Below are 17,648 nucleotides of genomic sequence, written 5' to 3' on the forward strand. Positions count from 1 at the left end.
GTCAGATGACAGCTTAGTGACAACCCACCATAAATGTCAGACCCCTATTCCATATCCCGTCGGAGCGTGCATCAGGTACGCTCTGCCAGCACGCGAATGCCAACGTTGGCCAGCAGCGAGGCGCCCAGCATCGTGCCCACCATGGGCCAGGCGCTGTCGACCTCGAAGGCGCCGACCAGCACTCCGGCCAGGGCACCGCAGGAGAACTGCAGACTTCCCTGCAGGGCAGCCGCAGTGGCGCTCATGTGATGAAATCGGTCGAGCAAGGAGGTGATGGCATTGGGGGCAATCAGGCCGATGGTGCCGGCAAACAGCATGATCAGCGGCACCATGGTGGCCAGCGACTCCAGGCCGCTGACCACCATGACCGCCAGCCCGAGTCCGGCGGCCAGCTGGATCCCCAATCCCAGACGCAGGTTCTGCAGGGGCGTGCGCCACCGCAGCAGACGGATATTGAGGCGATTGGAGGCGACCATGGCCAGCACATTGACGCCGAACACCAGCGGGTAGAGAGACGGCGTTAAATCGAAATGCTCTAGATAGAGAAACGGCGAGGCGGTGACGAAGGCGAACAGCCCGGCGAAAGACATCGAGGCGGCGGCAATGAAGCCCATGGCCCGACGATCACGAAGCACGCTGGCGTAGTTGGCCAACACCCTGGACGGCGTTGCGGCTGATTGTCCGGGCGGTCGTGTCTCGGGCAACCGGGTACCCAGCAGCCACATCAGGAAGCCGGCGTAGGCAGCAAGGAACACGAAGATCAGCCACCAACCAGCGATATACAGCAGCCCGCTGCCCACCACTGGCGCCACCAGCGGCGCCATCAACATGATGATCGCCATGGTCGACATCACCTTGGCGGCTTCACGGCCGTGGAAACAGTCGCGCACGATGGCCGCCGAGTTGACCACGGTAGCGCCACCACCCAAGGCCTGGACGAAGCGCCAGGTCAGAAGCTCGCCCAGAGAGCCAACGGTGGTGATCACCAGGCTGGCCAACAGAAAGACCACCAGCCCGCCGAGCAGCACCGGCTTGCGCCCCACCCGATCGGAAACCGGGCCGAATACCAGCTGCCCCAAGGCGAAACCGGCCAGGAAGCTGGAGAGCGACAGCTCGGTGTGATGGATGCTGGCGCCCACGTCCTCCGCCAGGGCAGCCATGGCAGGAAGGTAGGCATCGATGGCGAAGGGCGCCAGGGCCGTATTGGCAGCCACCAGCAGCGCCACGCGTCGGGGGTTCAGGATCAAGACGCCTCCGTGGCATCAACCGGGAAAATAGATAGAAAGCTAATGATACCTGAAACCCCTGCCCTGGCCACGGTTGTCTATATTCAACCACCTCGCCTTGTTAGAGTGAGCCCCACGACAACCGGAGGGATCCCGCCATGGCAGATGACCTGCTTTCACAACTCAAGTCCATGACCACCGTGGTCGCCGATACCGGTGATCTCGAGACGATTCGTCGCTTCCAGCCTACCGATGCCACCACCAACCCCTCGCTCATCCTCCAGGCGGCCCAGCATGAATCACGCCGCGCGCGGTTGGCCGAGATTGCGCGCCATGCCACCGACATCGACGATGCCTTGGATGCGGTAGCCGTAGAAATCGGCGGCGAAGTCAGTGCCCTGATACCGGGCTATGTCTCCACCGAGGTCAGTGCCCGCCTCTCCTTCGATACCGACGCCACCCTGGCCAGGGCCCGCTCGTTGATCGAGCGCTACGGGCGTCACGGCGTCGGTCCCGAGCGCATCCTGATCAAGGTGGCCTCTACCTGGGAAGGCATTCGCGCCGCCCGGATCCTCGAGCGCGAAGGCATCCACACCAACCTCACCCTGCTGTTCAGCTTCGCCCAGGCACGCGCCTGCGCGGATGCCGGCGTCACCCTGGTCTCGCCCTTCGTCGGCCGGATACTGGACTGGCACAAGGCGCAGGAGCCCGATGTCGACTTCAGCGGCGACCGCGATCCGGGCGTGCAGTCCGTCAAGCGCATCTACGAGCACTTCAAGGGGCACGGATACGACACCATCGTGATGGGCGCAAGCTTCCGCAATGCCGGCGAGATCATCGCCCTGGCCGGCTGTGACCGCCTGACCATCTCGCCCAAACTACTGGAAGAACTGGCCGGTACCACCGGTAATCTGGAGCGTCGGCTTGTGCCGCTGGATGCCGAGACCCACGCCCCCGAGCCCCAGGACGAAGCCGAGTTCCGCTGGGAGATGAACGAGGATGCCATGGCCACCGAGAAACTGGCAGAAGGCATCCGCAAGTTCATGGCCGACCAGCGCAAGCTGGAAGCATTGCTGGGAGAGCTGAGGAAGGGCTGATCGACCGCTATGGCCGGGGCACAGCGGTATCCGGTCAGTGGTTGTGCGAGGCGGCCTCCTGGGCCTCGAGCATCTCGACGAGAGGCTGGAACTCCTCGCGATTATGCTCGTTGAGGCGCATCAGGATGCGGTGCGCCTCGAGGACCCGCTGGCGAGTTTCCTCGACGTCGGTGGGAACCTCGGGGAGTTCGCGGAGCTCACAGGTCTCGGTGATCGGCGATTCCACCAGAGTGAAGATGCGCGAGAACCCCATGACGTCGAGCATCCGCCTGACATCGGAGTTGTCGGCGATGATGGTCGGTCGTTCGGTGACGCGGCCCTGCACGGCGATGGCCACCTTGGCGAGGAAGCCCAGGGCGGTGGAATCCACGTTGGTGGTGTCACGCAGGTCGATGATCAGCGTCTCGAGGCCAGGCGTCTCCGCCAGTTGCCGGGCCTGACGGTCCAAGGTGGCACACAGCGTCAGGCGCACATCTCCGCACAGCTTGAGGACGAAGACCCCGGAATCGAACGCCGCCTTGAGGCGGCCTTCATGGTTTATCATTGCCAAATCCGCTCAACATCATGATCGTCAGGTCGTCTGGCAGTTCTTCGTGCCCTGGGGCATTTTCGGCGACGCTTTCATCATCGTCCGCCATCACTCCCAGTGCAAGACTGCCACGTAGATCCTCCAGCGTGTCGCTGGCGAGGACCCGCCGCTCGAGTTCCCTGAGCCGCATATCAAGCGTATCGCCCGGAAGACACTCCAATATCCCATCCGAACACAGCCACAACCGGAAGTTCTCCGGCAGTTCGCAACCCAGCCAAGGATAGTCGACTCCCGGGAAGAGGCCGACCGGCATGCCTTCGCCGGGCAGCGACGTCACCTTGCCGTCCGTCACCAGCAGCGGCATGGGCAGCTGAGCGCCCAGCGAATAGTGGAGATAACGTCGTTGATGGTCAATGACCCCGACGAACAGGGTCGCATGCTTGCCGATGCCGGCATCCAGCAGTTCGCGATTGAGCGCCGCCAGCCAACGCGGCGCCAGGGCCTCGGGATGCTCGCCGTTCCACTCGTGCTGCCAGTGATTGGAGAGATACTTCAGCAGCACGGTGACGAAGGCCGAGGACGCTCCGTGCCCGGAGACATCGGCAAAATAGAACAGGCTATAGCGCTCGTCGTAGGCCTGGAAATCGAGGAAATCCCCGGACAGGTAGAGCGAGGGCGCCAGCCAGTAGTCGTAGGTGACGTCATTCAGGGTCTGTGGCCTTAGCGGCAGCAGCTTGCGCTGGATCTGCCCGCCGGCCTGCTGGTCGAGGCGCAGCATCGCCAGATGGGTCTCGAGGCTCTCGTTGAGCTCCTCCAGGTCCTCGTTGAGCTTCGCCAGACGGGCGCGGTCATGCTCACGCTCTGCGGCCAGGCGATGCACTTCGATGGCCTTGCCGATCATGCGCCGCAGCAGAGATCCATGGCGTAGCGGATCAATGATGTAATCCACCAGGCCGGCATCTACCGCGCGCAGCAGGTCGGCATCCTGCCGCTCGTCGCTGACCACGAGCGTCGGCAGGTATTCAGCAAGCCGCGTCCAATCGGCGCTGGGCACCGCCCGAGAGTGAGCCACGACGAGGGCGGTTTCCAAGGGGAGTGCCTCGATGCTATCGGCGGCATACACCGCCAGGCCGTCACGGGCGATGGTCTCGGCCAAGGCATCACGCTCAGCCCCCGGCACATCGATCACCCCGATCAGGTGCTTGGCTGGTGGCATGCTGTCATGGCCTCATTCGGCGAAGGCGTCATCGAAGTCCGCATCATCGAAGTCGAACTTGTCGCTGGCGAAGGGATCCGCGCCCAACTCGCCATCGCTGACCTCGAAGCGGCGCTGCTGCAAATAAGCATCGCGGATGAAACTGTAGCGATCGCCGCGAATCATCGCTTCCTGGTCGAGCAGGCCGGCCCGAGTATCGATCACCCTCAAGGCGGTGAGCCCCAGGCGCACTTCATCATCCTCGACGTAGGTAGTGGGATAGGTGTACCTGTCCGCCGGCAACCCGGCGGTATCACGCACCGTACTGGGGCCAAGCAGCGGCAGCACCAGGTAGGCGCCCTCTCCCACCCCCCAGACACCGAGCGTCTGGCCGAAGTCTTCCTCGCGCCCGGTGATCTCCATATGGGTGGCGAAGTCCCACAGCCCGCCGATACCCACGGTAGTATTGATCAGGAAGCGCCCGGTAGCGATGCCTGCATTGCCTGGCTTGCCCTGCAGCAGGCTGTTGAGCGCAGTGCGCGGTTCCCCCAGGTTGGCAAAGAAGTTACCGACGCCGGTTTCCACCGGGGCCGGCGTAATAAAACGATAGCCCCTGGCCACTGGCTTGAGCGCATAGCGGTCAAGCACGTCATTGAAGGCGAACACCTTGCGGTTGAAGCCCTCCCAGGGATCGTCGGGATTGCGCTCCTGCACCTCACCGCTGGTGGCACAACCCGCCGTGGCCACCAGCGACGCTGCCAGTGCACCACGCCCGATCCATCTCGTCAGACCCTGTTTCATCGGCATTCTCGCCTCCCAGCGATTCCCTGTTATGACGCTCATTGGCGACGCACCACCACGCTGCCGGCACTGTATCCCGCGCCGAAGGAACAGACCACCCCGAGCGCGCCGGGGGACAGGTCGTGCCGATGCAGGTGGAAGGCGATGATCGAGCCCGCCGAGCTGGTATTGGCATAACGATCGAGAATGATCGGCGCCTGTTCGGGGCTAGGCTCATGACCCAGCACGCGCCGGGCGATGAGGTCATTCATGTGGCGGTTGGCTTGGTGCAGCCAGAGCCGCGACAGATCACTACTCGCCAGTTCGAGGCTCGCCAGGTGCTCGGTGATCAACGCCGCCACCAGTGGGCAGACCTCCTTGAAGACCCGTCTACCTTCCTGGACGAAGAGCTTGTCGATGGCCTGCGGATCGCTATCGGTGACCCGATTGAGGAAGCCGGCGTTGTTGCGGATGGCGTTGGAGAATCGCGTCAGCAGGCGCGTGCCAAGGATCTCGAAGCGAGCCTCGGCGGTGGCCACGGCGTCACTTTCCAGCACGATGGCGGTGCAGGCATCACCGAAGATGAAGTGGCTGTCGCGATCCCGAAAGTTGAGGTGCGCGGAGCAGATCTCCGGGTCGACCACCAGGGCACGCTTGACGCTACCGGCGCGGATGGCGTTGGCGGCGGTCTCGATGGCAAAGGTTGCCGAACTGCAGGCGACGTTCATGTCGAAGGCGTAGCCGCCCGCGCCGAGCGCCTCCTGGAGCTCCACCGCAACGGCCGGATAGGGCCGCTCCAGGTTGGAGCAGGCAACGATGACCAGTTCGATGTCCCCTGCCTCGACGCCCGCCTGAGCCAGGGCCTCACGGGCCGCGATCAGGCCCATCTCGCACTGGACGGAGGGCTCGTCATTGCCGCGTTCCGGCAGTTGGGGACACATGCGCGCGGGATCGAGGATGCCCTCGGCGTCGAGCACATAGCGGCTGTGGATGCCCGATGCCTTGACGATGAACTCGGTGCTGGAGTGCGGGAGAGGCTCACGCTCGCCAGCGGCGATGGCATCGGCATGGCGAGCGTTCTCGGCGTCCACCCAGGCGTTGAACGAGGCCACCAGGGCATCGTTGTCGATGGCGTGCTCGGGGGTGAAGAGGCCCGTCCCGGTGATCACCACTTGGTTCATGCTGCTCTCCCTGTGAGTTCTGCCCAGCGCTTTTCGAGACGCTTGATGGAGACCGGGAATTTCGTGCCCAGCTGCTGGGCGAAGAGCGAGACCCGCAGCTCCTCTATCCACCAGCCGAACTCCACCAGGGCCGGGTCCTCCACCCCACCGCGTCGCTCGCTCTCGCGGCGCGCGGCCAGGCGGGCCTCGAGGTCCTGGACCTCCTGCATGTGCATCTGGTCGCGCATGCGTTCCCGCGGCGCCTTCTCCAGGCGGATCAGCGCCGCTTCCATGTAGCGTGGGTACTCTTCGAGCCACTCCCCGGCTTCGCTGACGAAACCGGGATGTACCAGCCGCTGCATCTGGGCCTTGAGGTCACTGTAGACTAGGGCCAGGGCCAGGTTCAGCTGTCCCTTGAGCACCTTGGTCACGGCCAGGTGACCCTTGAGGGCCTGCTCCAGGGTAGCCACCAGGGTCTGAGCCTGAGGCAGCAGGTCGTCGCGCCGCGCCTCGAGACGCTGTTCCAGTTCGCCTCGCGATCGCGGCAGCGGGTCGGTGGCCACCACCTGGCGAAACACCCCGGCCACCACATCCTCGACGAGCTGCCGTTTGCTGCCCACCTTGGCGAACAACAGGGCACAGGTCTCGAGCCCCTTCAGTCGCTCGATGGCCCGCACCTGATCGGGCAAGTTTTCTATGGCCGCCTGTACCACGCCGCGGCGATGAGCTTCCCGGGCCTTGTCGGGATGATCGAACAGCTCGACCCGGAAGGTATCCTTGACGGGCACCAGGGCCGGATAGGCCTCCACCCGGATACCCGCCTGGGTGGTGACACGGGATTCCGGCAATGGCGTCTCGGGCAGGGCTTCGAGTTCGCCTTCGCCGCTGGCCTGCTTGGCCAGGGCCCGGGCGCCCTCTCCCGCGGCGGCCTCGAAGCGACGCTCCAGTTCGCGAGCATCGCGCCCCTGGCCCAGGGTCCGGCCCTGATGGTCGACCACCCGCAGGTTCATCACCAGATGCGGTTCCAACTGGTCGAACCGCCAATCATCGGGGTGCACGCGTACACCGGTGCGGCGACGCAGAAACTCGCCCAGCGCCTCGGTGAGCGGCACATCGCCCGGTGTCATGGTCTCGAGGGCGGCGTCGACCCAGTCGGGAATCGGCACCACCTGGCGGCGCACCGACTTGGGCAGCGACTTCATCAGCGCAATGCACTTCTCGCGCAACAGGCCCGGGACCAGCCATTCGAGCCGCGCCAGCGGCAACTGAGGCAGCATAGCCGCCGGCACGGTCAGCGTCACGCCGTCGTCCACGGCACCGGGCTCGAAGTGGTAGCTGAGCGGATAGCGCACCCCCCCCAGCACCAGCTCGTCGGGATAGTCGGCCTGGGTGATCTCCACCGCCTCCCGCGCCAGAAGGGCCGCGCGATCGAACTTCAGGATGTCGGGGTTCTCGCGTTCAGCCTTGCGGCGCCAGGCCTCGAAGCCCTTGCCGTTGATGATATCCGCCGGGATGCGCTCATCGTAGAAGGCGAAGAGGGTCTCCTCGTCAACCAGGATATCGCGCTTGCGGGCGCGATCCTCGAGGCCCTCGACTTCTTCCACCAGCGCCCGGTTATGGGCGAAGAACTCGCCCTTGGTGCGGAATTCACCCTCCACCAGCGCCCGGCGGATGAAAATCTCCCGGGCCTCCTGCGGGGCGATGGGGCCATAGTGGACCTTGCGTCCGGCGACGATCGGCAGACCGAAGAGCGTGACCTGCTCGGTGGCGACCACCTGGGCACGCTTCATCTCCCAATGCGGCTCGGCATAGGAGCGCTTCACCAAATGACCGGCCAACGGCTCGATCCATTGGGGCTCGATCCTCGCCACGGTGCGCGCAAAGAGCTTGCTGGTCTCGACCAACTCGAAGGCCATCAGCCATTTGGGCGATTTCTTGGCCAGCCCCGACCCCGGGTGGATCAGGAACTTGCGGTTGCGTGCCCCCAGGTACTCGCGATTCTCGGTAAGCAATCCCAGGTGCGAGAGCAGCCCGGGGAGCAGTGCCTTGTGCAGGGTCACGGCGCTCTCTCGACGGGCCTCCTGGCGGGCCTTGTCGTCCACGTCCGGGGCATCGGCGGGGGGCCGTGGGGCCGGCGGCGGTACCTCGATCTGCATGTCACGCAGCAGTTGGCGAAGCTGGCGAAAGGTGTCATGCCACTCGCGCAGGCGCAGGTAGTTGAGGTAGTGATCCTTGCACCAGCGCCGTAGACGGTTGCCGGAAAGCTCCTCCCGGGCAGCCTCGAAACCGTTCCACAGGTTGAGCAAGGCCACGAAGTCGGAATCCGGGTCCTGCCAACGGTGGTGTGCCTGGTCGGCGGCCTGGCGCTTGTCGGCCGGTCTATCTCGGGGGTCCTGAACCGCCAGGCCGGCGACGACGATCAGCACCTCGCGCAGGCCGCCCTGCTCATCGCCGGCCAGCACCATGCGTGCCAGGCGCGGGTCGATGGGCAGCCGCGCCAGCTTGCGCCCAAGCGGCGTCAGGCGGTTGTCCGCATCCACCGCACCGAGTTCGAAGAGCAGTCGGAAGCCATCGGTGATGAAGCGCGAATCCGGCGGATCGACGAAGGGAAAGGCCTCGATATCACCCAGCTTCAGTGACAGCATCGAGAGGATCACTGAGGCCAGGTTGGTGCGGCGTATCTCCGGGTCGGTGAACTCGGGCCGAGCGAGGAAGTCCTCCTCATCATAGAGGCGGATGCAGACCCCCTCCGCTACGCGCCCGCAGCGCCCCTTGCGCTGGTTGGCGCTGGCCTGGCTGACCGGCTCCACCGGCAGGCGCTGGATCTTGGCCTTGTAGCTGTAGCGGCTGAGACGCACCAGGCCCGGGTCGATGACGTAGCGGATGCCAGGCACGGTGAGCGACGTCTCCGCCACGTTGGTGGAGAGCACGATGCGCCGCCCCGCATGGGGCGCGAAGACACGGTTCTGCTCGGCATTGGAGAGCCGCGCGTAGAGCGGAAGGATCTCGGTGCCCTTGAGGTCGGCGCGGCGCAGCGTATCGGCGGTCTCACGTATCTCGCGCTCCCCGGGCAGGAACACCAGGATGTCGCGCGGGCCATGGAACCAGCGCTTGTCCCGCTCGACCTGCTCGATCTCCTCCACGGCATGGAGGATGCCTTCCTGCAGGGTGCGATCCTCCTCGTCGTCATCATCGCGTACCAGCGGGCGATAACGCACCTCCACCGGATAGGTGCGGCCCGAAACCTCCACCACCGGCGCCGGCTGGAGACGTCCCTGGTCATCCGAGCGCCCGAAGTGCTCCGCGAAGCGAGCCACGTCGATGGTTGCCGAGGTGATGATCACCTTGAGGTCGGGTCGCCGCGCGGTGAGGCGCTTGAGATAGCCAAGCAGGAAGTCGATATTGAGGCTGCGCTCGTGGGCCTCGTCGATGATGATGGCCTCGTAACGCATCAGGTCCGGGTCGTGGCGAGTCTCGGCGAGCAGGATGCCGTCGGTCATCAGCTTGACCAGGGTGTCGTCGCTGCTCTGGTCGGTGAAACGCACCTGGTAGCCCACCTGCTCGCCCAGCGGCACCTGGAGCTCCTCGGCGAGGCGGCTGGCCACCGAACGCGCCGCCAGGCGCCGCGGCTGGGTGTGGCCGATCAGCCCACGGCGCCCCAGGCCCAGCTCCAGGCAGATCTTGGGCAGCTGGGTGGTCTTGCCCGAGCCGGTCTCTCCGGCCACCACAACCACCTGATGCTCGCGCAAGGCCTCGAGGATGTCCTCACGACGCTCCGCAACCGGCAGCGATGACGGATACTCGAGGGCCACCGGCCGCGCTCGACGTCGCGCGACCTGCTGCCGCGAACGCTCGAGCGCGCGGCGCACCTCGGCGAGGCCATGATCGACGGGCTTGCCCTCCTTCAGGCGACGGCGCAGCCCGCGCAGTCGCTTGTCCAGAGTCGGAACATCGCGTCGCAGGGCATCGCCGAGGTCGCGACTCAGGGCGTCGAGCTCGGCGGCTTCCTCGGCAGTGGTGGTGGGGGCCTGGCGGGTCTCGGTGGTCACGGTCTCTACGGGTCGTCTCCGGGTCTCGGTCGTCATAAAAAACGGCCCGCCCGGGACTCCCGGAACGGGCAGTACATTGTAACGCCGCGGTCACGATGGCGCCTAATCGGAGCCATCAAGAGTGGCTATAAGGCTACAATATGGAAGCTATCGGCTCCCGCGCGCCCCCGCTGAACGTGATAGCGAGCCCGGCAGCCCTGGCTGCCGGGCTCATTCCTCGGCTTTTTCGCGCTCTTCGTCACGAAGCTGGCGTCGCAATACCTTCCCCACGTTCGTCTTGGGCAACTCATCGCGAAACTCAACATAGCGGGGCACCTTGTAGCCGGAGAGATCCTTCTTGCACCAGGCCCGCAGAGTCTCGGTATCGAGGCTTTCGTCCCGGGCGACGACGAACAGCTTGATCGCCTCGCCGCTGGTCTCGTCGGGCACCCCCACGGCCGCAGACTCGATGACGCCCGGATGGGCCGCTACCACGTCCTCGATCTCGTTGGGGTACACGTTGAAACCGGAAACCAAGATCATGTCCTTCTTGCGGTCGACGATGCGGATATAGCCATCCGGTTGGAGCACGGCAATATCACCGGTACGGAACCAGCCCTGGTCGTCGATCGACTCTGCGGTTTCCTCGTCTAGATTCCAGTAACCCTTCATCACCTGGGGTCCCCTGACGCAGAGCTCCCCTGCGGTGTCGAGGGGCGCATCCCGGCCATCGGCATCCAGCACCTTGACCTCGGTCCCGGCCACCGGCTTGCCGATGGTGCCAAGCTGGATGGCATCCACCGGATTGAAGCTGACGATCGGCGAGGTCTCGGTCAGGCCATAGCCCTCGGCCACTGGACAGCCGGTGACCTCCTCCCAGCGCTGCGCAGCGGCACGCGTCAGGGCCATGCCACCGGAGATGGTCAGATGCAGCCGGGAGAAGTCGAGACGGCGGAAGTCTTCACGGTTGCACAGGGCGTTGAAGAGGGTATTGAGCCCGATGAAGCCGGTGAAGGAGAGCCCCTTGAGGGTCTTGACGAAGCCATCCAGGTCGCGCGGGTTGGTTATCAGCACCGAGTGATTGCCAGTCTCCATCATGAACAGACAGTTCACCGTGAAGGTGTAGATATGGTAGACGGGCAGCGGGGCGATGATGGTCTCGGCGCCGTCGGTCAGGGCCGGGCCGATGGCCTGGCGAGCCTGAAGCATGTTGGCCACCAGATTGCGGTGGGTCAGCATGGCCCCCTTGGCCCACCCCGTGGTACCGCCGGTGTACTGCAGCGCGGCGATGTCATCGGGACCGAGGGTAACATCCAGATGGCGAAGCCCAGCGCCGGCGCGAAGGGCCTTTCGCATCGGCGTGGCACCGGGCAAGGCGTAGGCAGGCACCATCCGCTTGACATACTTGACCACCGCATTGATCAACTGGCGTTTAGGGAAGCCGTGCAGGTCACCCAACTCGGTGACCACCACGTGCCGGATATCGGTGCGCTCGAGGATCCGTTCGAGCTTGTCGGCCATATTGGCCAGTATGACGATAGCCCGGACGCCAGAGTCCTTGAACTGGTGGACCATCTCTCGCTCGGTATACAGCGGGTTGGTATTGACCACTACCAGCCCAGCCCGCAGGGCACCGAAGACCGCCACCGGGAACTGCAGCACATTGGGCAACTGAATGGCGATATGGTCTCCCGGTTCCAGCGTGGTCTCCTGCTGCAGCCAGGCGGCAAAGTCAGCGGAGAGACGATCGAGTTCGGCATAGGTCAGCACTCTATCCATGCAGCTGAACGCCGGCTTGTCGGCAAATCGGGCCACGGATGAGTGGAAGACCTCCATCACCGAGGCGTAGTCGTCGAGCCCTTCGAGGGGCTGACCGGTCAGGATGGCGGGCTTGGCGTTCTCGCTCATGGTCAATCTCCATGCTGCGGCTGATGTCATCAGCAGACTTGTTGTTCTGTGCGTCTACCTTATACCTGCGGTTCCGTGACTGTAAAACACACGATTGAAACTTACGTTTTAAATCGCGCCCGTATCTCGCCGCCCTGCCAGACCAGCAGCTCGCCGGGGACCATGCGTACCCACGCCTCGTTGTCGGTGAGCGGCTCGGTGGCAATCACCGAGACCACATCGTCGGGCGTAGTGTGCTCGGCGAAGTTGACGGCCAGCTCGGCATCCGAGAGGCTTGCCCTGCCGAAGGGCGCCCGCCGGGTGATGTGGGCCAGCTTGGAGGAGCAGTAGGTATAGAGGTATTCGCCATCGGCCAGCAGCAGATTGAACACCCCCAGACCACGCAGTCGTTCGCAGAGACCGTGGAGGGTCTCCCAGAGGGCATGACGCTGGCCGTCATCGTCCGGCGGTTCGGGAAAGGCTCCGCGCAGCTCGCCGAGCAGCCAGCAGAAGGCATGCTCGCTGTCGGTCGTCCCCACCGGGCGATAGAAGGAGTGCGGCAAGGCCTGCCAGTCGGCGAGTTGCCCATTATGGGCATAGCACCAGGGACGCCCCCACATCTCGCGGACGAAGGGGTGGGTGTTGGCCAGGCGCACCTGACCGACATTGGCTTGTCTGATATGACTGATGACGATGTTCGACTTGATCGGGTAGTCGCAGATCAGCCGGGCGATGGGTGATTGCACCGAGGGATGCGGGTCGCGAAAGTCGCGATATCCACCCTCTTCATAAAAGGCGATCCCCCAGCCATCGCGGTGAGGCCCGGTGCCGCCGCCACGGTGAAGGAAGCCGGTAAAGCTGAAGCAGATATCAGTGGGTACATTGGCGCTCATGCCCAGAAGTTCACACATGGGGTTCCTCCCTGTGCATGGGGCGTTGCGCACGGCGACGCCGGCTCAGGCTGACCACCCGCCACAGCAACACTGCCATCGCCACGGCTGCCACGACGCCCCAGAGGCGCGGGTCACCGCGATGTGCCTCCCATAACCGCTGCAGGCCCGGCATTCCCGCCTGCCAGAGATCACGCGCCTTCTCGGGCAGACGATTGACCCAGGTGACGAAGCGGTCGGCCAAGGTTTCGGTAGACGGCTGTGATCCGTCACTCTGACTTCCGTTCTCGAAGCGCTCGGTAGCCAGAATCGGCCCGGCCACATCCGCCAGGTCGATGCCAACGCGGCCTTCCGGATTGAGCATCAGGCGCGGCAAGGCAAGCTCGCGGGTCTCGCCATCCAGCTCGATGATGGCACTGAGCAGCATTGGCCGACTCAGTGCCTCGTCATGTTCGGGCAGATCGAGATGCCAGCGCGACGACCCGACTGCCCGAGCCTCGAGACGCTCTCCCTGCAGCTCAGCATGGATCTCGGTGTTGTCGCGATTCAGCCGGGGGTGCTCTGCGACCAGCACTACCCGCCCGTCCCTGGGCCGATACACCGCCCCGATAGCCGGTAGCACGTTCACCGCCTGCACTCGCTGGCGGTAGAATGACTCTCCCTCGGCACGGATCACCAGATGCGCATTGCCGGTCAGGGCCGGCGCTGGCAGGCGGCCACGGAAGCGACCCGACTCGGCCTGCAGCGTGACCCGGGACTGTACCGCCCCCTCGCTGTCCTGCAGCGAGACAGAAAGGGTGAGCGCTTCCTCTCCCTCGCCGAGGGGATCACCATCGCGCTCCATCCAGGCCTCCACCGGAACTTCGAAGCCCAGGTAGAGGGTGGCCGGCATATCGGCAGTGCGCAGGTGAAGCGGGGAGGCGACATTGACGCGACTGCCCTCGCCTACCCGTCCCTCCAGACGCCACTCGCCGACCTGGGGGTCGGGCACCCGGATCAGGTCGAAACGCGGCTCCATCTGCCAGCGAATGGCGTCCGGTGCATCTTCGGCCCGGTAGCGAGTGCCATCCGGGGCGATCAGGGTCAGGGGGCCGTCTTCGGGCTCATGAAAGACCAGCGCCGAGAAGGTCTCCACCTCGTCGTCGATGACGAAGCGCCCCTCCTCCAGCGGCACCTGGTCGGCAGGAAAGATACGCTCGATGATGTCGAGAAAGGCGCCCAGCAGGCTCTCGGGATTCTCCGCGAGCGCTGCCAGTCCCCCGGTGGACTGGGCCAGCCGCTCCACCAAGGCCAGGTCGGCCTGGTCGGAAAAGGCGATGGCATGAATGGCCACGCCCTGGTCGGCCAGCTCGGCGGCCAGCTCATCCACCAGGCGCACCCGTGAGGCATCGTCGACTTCGGGCTTGGCCCCCCGCGCCGGCGGGAGGTCGACCATGCCATCGGTGAGCAGTACAAGATGTCGCCAGCCATTGGCCTCGGCCTTAGCCGCCTCGCGCAAGGCCATTTCGATATCGGTGTTCTGCTGATACTCCTGGAGGGCAGGCGACAGGCCCAGAGCCCGTTCGCGCCAAGCCGCATCCACCTCGTCCAGCGGCAGGGGGTTGTCGACCGTCGCGCCGAAGGTCCAGACGCCCGCCGTAGCACCATTCGGTAGCAGCGCCACGAGCATGTCCAGGGCACTGAGCGCCAGGCGGTCGGGATCGTTCTCCTTCATGCTGCCGGAGACATCGACCACCACCCGGACGTCCGGATGCTCCTCCTCGTCGACCTGTGCCAACGAGGCGTCTGCCCAGAGCCACAGGGCACAGCCGATGGCCATCGTCCCGATCAGCCGGCCGCAAGGCCTTTCCATGCCACGCCCGCGCATTGGGGCTCCTCATTTGCCGATGATTTAGCCGATGATCGGCTCCTGGCGCTCGCCGCGGTCACCGCGATGGGAACCGACGGGCGCCTCCTCAGCCATATCCGCGTAGTCATCATCACGAGTGTCGCGATGACGACCACGCCACCACAGCAGCAGCCCCACCAGAAATCCCAGTCCGGCTCCCACCATGACCAGCACAGCGGCCGGCCCAAGTGTCGCGCCGCTGTCCTCGAGGAGGGCCACGGCTGCCACCACCACCGCCGGGGCGAAGCCGGAGTAGAACTCGCCCTCCTCCAGCAGTGGCAGGCGAAAATGGGCCGGTGTCCACATCACGCCGGCCACCAGCCAGGTGATCACGAGCCGGGGCAGCCGTGGCAGGAAGGCCAGCCCCAGGTAGCCGGTCAGCAGCACGACCAGCGACAACACGACATAGACCAGCCATAGTAGGGTTATCGAATCCGAAATCAGCATCACGACCTCGCGATATGTGCGTCCACGACGCACGTTCTTGAAAATACACTGAGTATGGTACATCTCGCGCAATGAAAGCACAGCCGCCACGTGACCAGGCCCCCGAGACGACTGCCGTCGACCCCGTCAACCGCTTCCGCCACGCCGACGACCCGGCATGGCACTGGCTGGAGAACCGCGACGACCCGGAAGTCAGCCACTTCCTGGAGGCTGCCAACCAGGCGTCGCGCCAGTGGTTCGCCCCCCTCGATGATCTGGTCGAGCGCCTCTACCACGGCCATCTGGCCCGCCGCGAACTGGCCGTCCATGGATTGAGGACGCCGCTGGATCATTACACGGTGTGGAGCGAAACGGCGGTGGACGCCGACTATCCGGTCTGGTGGCGTCATCCCAATGGGTACCCCGATGCCACGGAGTGCTTCCTCGACCTTCAGACCAGGGCCCGCGAGCACGACTTCCTCGAGGTAGGTGACATGGCCCTTTCCCCCGACGAGGCCTGGCTGGCCTGGACCGAGGACACCCGCGGTGACGAGACCTATAAGCTCTACCTCAAGCAGCTGCCCGGCGGCAAACCCAGGGTGCTGCTCGAGGAAATCGGCCCCGAGATCGGCTGGGCCGAGGACAACGCCACACTGCTCTTCACACGCTATGACGCCACCCAGCGACCCGAGAGCATCTGGCGCTTGATCATTAACGACGGCAGCGCCGGTGAGCCGGCGCTGGTGCTGCGCGAGGAGGATCCGGAGTTCTGGCTGGGACTCGGCAAGACCCGCTCCCGTGAGTGGCTGATCCTGGAGAGCGCTTCCAAGGACACCAGCGAGAGCTACCTGATTCCGGCTCGGGCACCCGCGACCGCGCCGCGTTGCTTCCGCCCTCGGCAAAACGGCGTGGAGTACGCCCTCGACCACCGTCCGGGCCACTTCTACGTACTGCACAATCGTGAGGCCACCCACTTTCGGCTGGACGTAGTGGCGGAAGCACGGTTGGGCGAAGCCGACCCGGCGGCCAACTGGCAACCGCTGATCGCCCATCGCGACGACGACACCCTGGAGGGCATCGATGCCTTCAACTGGGGGCTGGTGATCACCGAACGCGACCACCACGAAGCCCAGGTGCACCTGCGCATCCTCGAGCTGGATGCCGATCACGCGATCACTCGCGACGAACGCCTGCCGTTGCCGGAACTGCCCTGCAGCCTGGCACTGGGCGACGCGCCCCACTTCGACACCCGCCGCCTGCGCCTGCGCGAGGAGTCCTTCATCCTGCCGGTGACCTGGCTCGAGCATGACCTCGACAGCGGCCAGCGGCGTCTGCTCAAGCAGCAGCCCATCCATGGCGACCTGAGGCCGGATCAGCTGGTCTGCGAGCGACTCTGGGCAACCTCGCATGATGGCGAGCGGGTGCCCGTCTCGGTGGTGATGCGCGCCGACCTGGCCGGCCACCCGCTACCCACCCTGCTCTACGGCTACGGCGCCTACGGCGAGGTGCTCGATCCCTGGTTCTCGGTCGCCCGATTGGAACTGCTGGCACGCGGCGCGGCCTTTGCCGTGGCGCATGTGCGTGGCGGCGGCGATCGCGGCGAGCCCTGGTACCTGGCCGGCAAGCTTGAGCACAAGGCGAACAGCTTCCACGACTTCCTCGCCGCCCGTGATGCCCTGGTCGACAAGGGCTTCAGCGACGGCGAGCGCATTGCGGCCTATGGCGCCAGTGCCGGAGGGCTGCTGGTCAGTGCCAGCTTGAACCTGGCACCGGATGCCTTCTGTGCCGCCGTCCTCGACGTACCCTTCGTCGACGTGCTGCGCACCATGGAGAACCCCGATCTGCCTCTCACCACCGCGGAGTACACCGAATGGGGCGACCCCAGTGAACCGGAGGCACGCCGGCGCATCGGCAACTATTCACCGCTGGACAACCTCTCGGCTCAGCCCTGGCCGGCGGTATTCCTGCAGGGCAGCTGGCACGACACTCGGGTGCCCTACTGGGAACCCGCCAAGCTCTATGCCCGCCTCAAGGAACTGGGCAGCGAGCAGGCCGAAGAAGGCCGCCCCGCGGATCGCCGCCCGACGGAGAGCCGCCCCATCCTCCTACGTACCGACATGGCCGCCGGCCATGGCGGGGCCTCGGGGCGTTTCAAGGCCTGGCATGACAATGCCCGCCAGGATGCCTTCATCCTCTGGGCGCTTAAATTGGCAGAACGGGAAGGATAGATCCCAGAGAGAAAGGCGTTCCAACGCAAGCGCCCCGGCAAATGCCGGGGCGCTTGCGTCCACTTTTCCAAGACGTATTGGCAGTAGTCTCAAGTTCCACCACCAGCCCCGCCGTCGGTCCCACCTCCAGCACCATTTCCAGTGCCGCCTGCAGTGCCTGAATCACTACCGGTGCCACCATCACCACCAGCACTGCCAGTACCTCCACTGCCACTGTCGCCACCGGAATCACCGCCGCCTGTTCCACCGGAATCACCGCCACCAGTGCCACCACCGGAATCACCGCCGCCAGTGCCACCGCCGGAATCACCGCC

The 17,648-nt window shown here is 65.2% G+C and carries 13 protein-coding genes; 2 read left to right on the forward strand and 11 right to left on the reverse strand.

The window, feature by feature from the left end; all coding sequences use genetic code 11:
* Window positions 1–71: 71 nt before the first annotated feature.
* Window positions 72–1,247 (reverse strand): Bcr/CflA family multidrug efflux MFS transporter, encoded by a 1,176-nt coding sequence (locus BMY30_RS05335; RefSeq protein WP_089711362.1) that lies wholly within the window; start codon window positions 1,245–1,247, stop codon window positions 72–74.
* A 137-nt stretch (window positions 1,248–1,384) separates the two neighbouring features.
* On the opposite strand from BMY30_RS05335, the gene tal reads away from it, so the two are divergent.
* Complete coding sequence (gene tal, locus BMY30_RS05340; protein ID WP_089711364.1) at window positions 1,385–2,323, forward strand: transaldolase; 939 nt, start codon at window positions 1,385–1,387, stop codon at window positions 2,321–2,323.
* A gap of 34 nt (window positions 2,324–2,357) precedes the next feature.
* On the opposite strand, the gene BMY30_RS05345 is transcribed toward tal, so the two are convergent.
* The 9 genes from BMY30_RS05345 to BMY30_RS05385 form a co-directional block, all read right to left on the reverse strand.
* A complete protein-coding gene (locus BMY30_RS05345; protein ID WP_089711366.1) occupies window positions 2,358–2,867 on the reverse strand; it encodes an STAS domain-containing protein in 510 nt (169 codons plus the stop codon).
* On the reverse strand, window positions 2,854–4,068 hold the full coding sequence (locus tag BMY30_RS05350) for a PP2C family protein-serine/threonine phosphatase (RefSeq protein ID WP_089711368.1): 1,215 nt from the start codon (window positions 4,066–4,068) through the stop codon (window positions 2,854–2,856). The genes BMY30_RS05345 and BMY30_RS05350 overlap by 14 nt, the downstream gene beginning before the upstream one ends.
* Before the next feature lie 12 nt (window positions 4,069–4,080).
* A complete protein-coding gene (locus BMY30_RS05355; protein WP_089711370.1) occupies window positions 4,081–4,854 on the reverse strand; it encodes an MlaA family lipoprotein in 774 nt (257 codons plus the stop codon).
* A gap of 32 nt (window positions 4,855–4,886) precedes the next feature.
* Window positions 4,887–6,008 carry a beta-ketoacyl-ACP synthase III gene (locus BMY30_RS05360; protein WP_089711372.1) on the reverse strand — a complete coding sequence of 374 codons (1,122 nt, stop codon included), beginning with the start codon at window positions 6,006–6,008 and terminating at the stop codon, window positions 4,887–4,889.
* On the reverse strand, window positions 6,005–10,072 hold the full coding sequence (gene hrpA, locus BMY30_RS05365) for an ATP-dependent RNA helicase HrpA (protein WP_089711374.1): 4,068 nt from the start codon (window positions 10,070–10,072) through the stop codon (window positions 6,005–6,007). Before hrpA ends, BMY30_RS05360 begins: the two co-directional genes overlap by 4 nt.
* Window positions 10,073–10,246: 174 nt before the next feature.
* Entirely contained in the window at window positions 10,247–11,923 is a 1,677-nt protein-coding gene (locus BMY30_RS05370) for an AMP-binding protein (RefSeq protein ID WP_089711375.1), read from the reverse strand.
* Between the two features lie 101 nt (window positions 11,924–12,024).
* On the reverse strand, window positions 12,025–12,813 hold the full coding sequence (locus tag BMY30_RS05375; protein WP_089711377.1) for a class II glutamine amidotransferase: 789 nt from the start codon (window positions 12,811–12,813) through the stop codon (window positions 12,025–12,027).
* On the reverse strand, window positions 12,806–14,659 hold the full coding sequence (locus BMY30_RS05380; protein ID WP_244516127.1) for a vWA domain-containing protein: 1,854 nt from the start codon (window positions 14,657–14,659) through the stop codon (window positions 12,806–12,808). Before BMY30_RS05380 ends, BMY30_RS05375 begins: the two co-directional genes overlap by 8 nt.
* Before the next feature lie 24 nt (window positions 14,660–14,683).
* The gene (locus tag BMY30_RS05385; RefSeq protein WP_089711379.1) at window positions 14,684–15,127 is read right to left on the reverse strand and encodes a hypothetical protein; all 444 of its coding nucleotides are present in this window, start codon (window positions 15,125–15,127) and stop codon (window positions 14,684–14,686) included.
* Between the two features lie 71 nt (window positions 15,128–15,198).
* Here BMY30_RS05385 and BMY30_RS05390 point away from each other — a divergent pair, with 71 nt between their 5' ends.
* Window positions 15,199–17,334 carry a S9 family peptidase gene (locus tag BMY30_RS05390; protein ID WP_089711381.1) on the forward strand — a complete coding sequence of 712 codons (2,136 nt, stop codon included), beginning with the start codon at window positions 15,199–15,201 and terminating at the stop codon, window positions 17,332–17,334.
* Here the strand turns inward: BMY30_RS05390 and BMY30_RS17815 are convergent.
* On the reverse strand, window positions 17,309–17,648 hold a 340-nt coding region (locus BMY30_RS17815; RefSeq protein ID WP_211607251.1), incomplete at its 5' end, for a hypothetical protein. The two genes, BMY30_RS05390 and BMY30_RS17815, sit on opposite strands and share 26 nt — an antisense overlap.

This window comes from Halomonas daqiaonensis (assembly GCF_900109725.1).
Taxonomy (GTDB): Bacteria; Pseudomonadota; Gammaproteobacteria; order Pseudomonadales; family Halomonadaceae; genus Halomonas; species Halomonas daqiaonensis.

What these genes read in the sequence shown, in the direction of transcription:
- tal (WP_089711364.1), top strand. Translation starts at nt 1,385, where the DNA reads ATGGCAGATGACCTGCTTTCACAACTCAAGTCCATGACCACCGTGGTC.
- BMY30_RS05345 (WP_089711366.1), bottom strand. Translation starts at nt 2,867, where the DNA reads ATGATAAACCATGAAGGCCGCCTCAAGGCGGCGTTCGATTCCGGGGTC.
- BMY30_RS05350 (WP_089711368.1), bottom strand. Translation starts at nt 4,068, where the DNA reads ATGCCACCAGCCAAGCACCTGATCGGGGTGATCGATGTGCCGGGGGCT.
- BMY30_RS05355 (WP_089711370.1), bottom strand. Translation starts at nt 4,854, where the DNA reads ATGCCGATGAAACAGGGTCTGACGAGATGGATCGGGCGTGGTGCACTG.
- BMY30_RS05360 (WP_089711372.1), bottom strand. Translation starts at nt 6,008, where the DNA reads ATGAACCAAGTGGTGATCACCGGGACGGGCCTCTTCACCCCCGAGCAC.
- hrpA (WP_089711374.1), bottom strand. Translation starts at nt 10,072, where the DNA reads ATGACGACCGAGACCCGGAGACGACCCGTAGAGACCGTGACCACCGAG.
- BMY30_RS05370 (WP_089711375.1), bottom strand. Translation starts at nt 11,923, where the DNA reads ATGAGCGAGAACGCCAAGCCCGCCATCCTGACCGGTCAGCCCCTCGAA.
- BMY30_RS05375 (WP_089711377.1), bottom strand. Translation starts at nt 12,813, where the DNA reads ATGTGTGAACTTCTGGGCATGAGCGCCAATGTACCCACTGATATCTGC.
- BMY30_RS05380 (WP_244516127.1), bottom strand. Translation starts at nt 14,659, where the DNA reads ATGCGCGGGCGTGGCATGGAAAGGCCTTGCGGCCGGCTGATCGGGACG.
- BMY30_RS05385 (WP_089711379.1), bottom strand. Translation starts at nt 15,127, where the DNA reads ATGCTGATTTCGGATTCGATAACCCTACTATGGCTGGTCTATGTCGTG.
- BMY30_RS05390 (WP_089711381.1), top strand. Translation starts at nt 15,199, where the DNA reads ATGAAAGCACAGCCGCCACGTGACCAGGCCCCCGAGACGACTGCCGTC.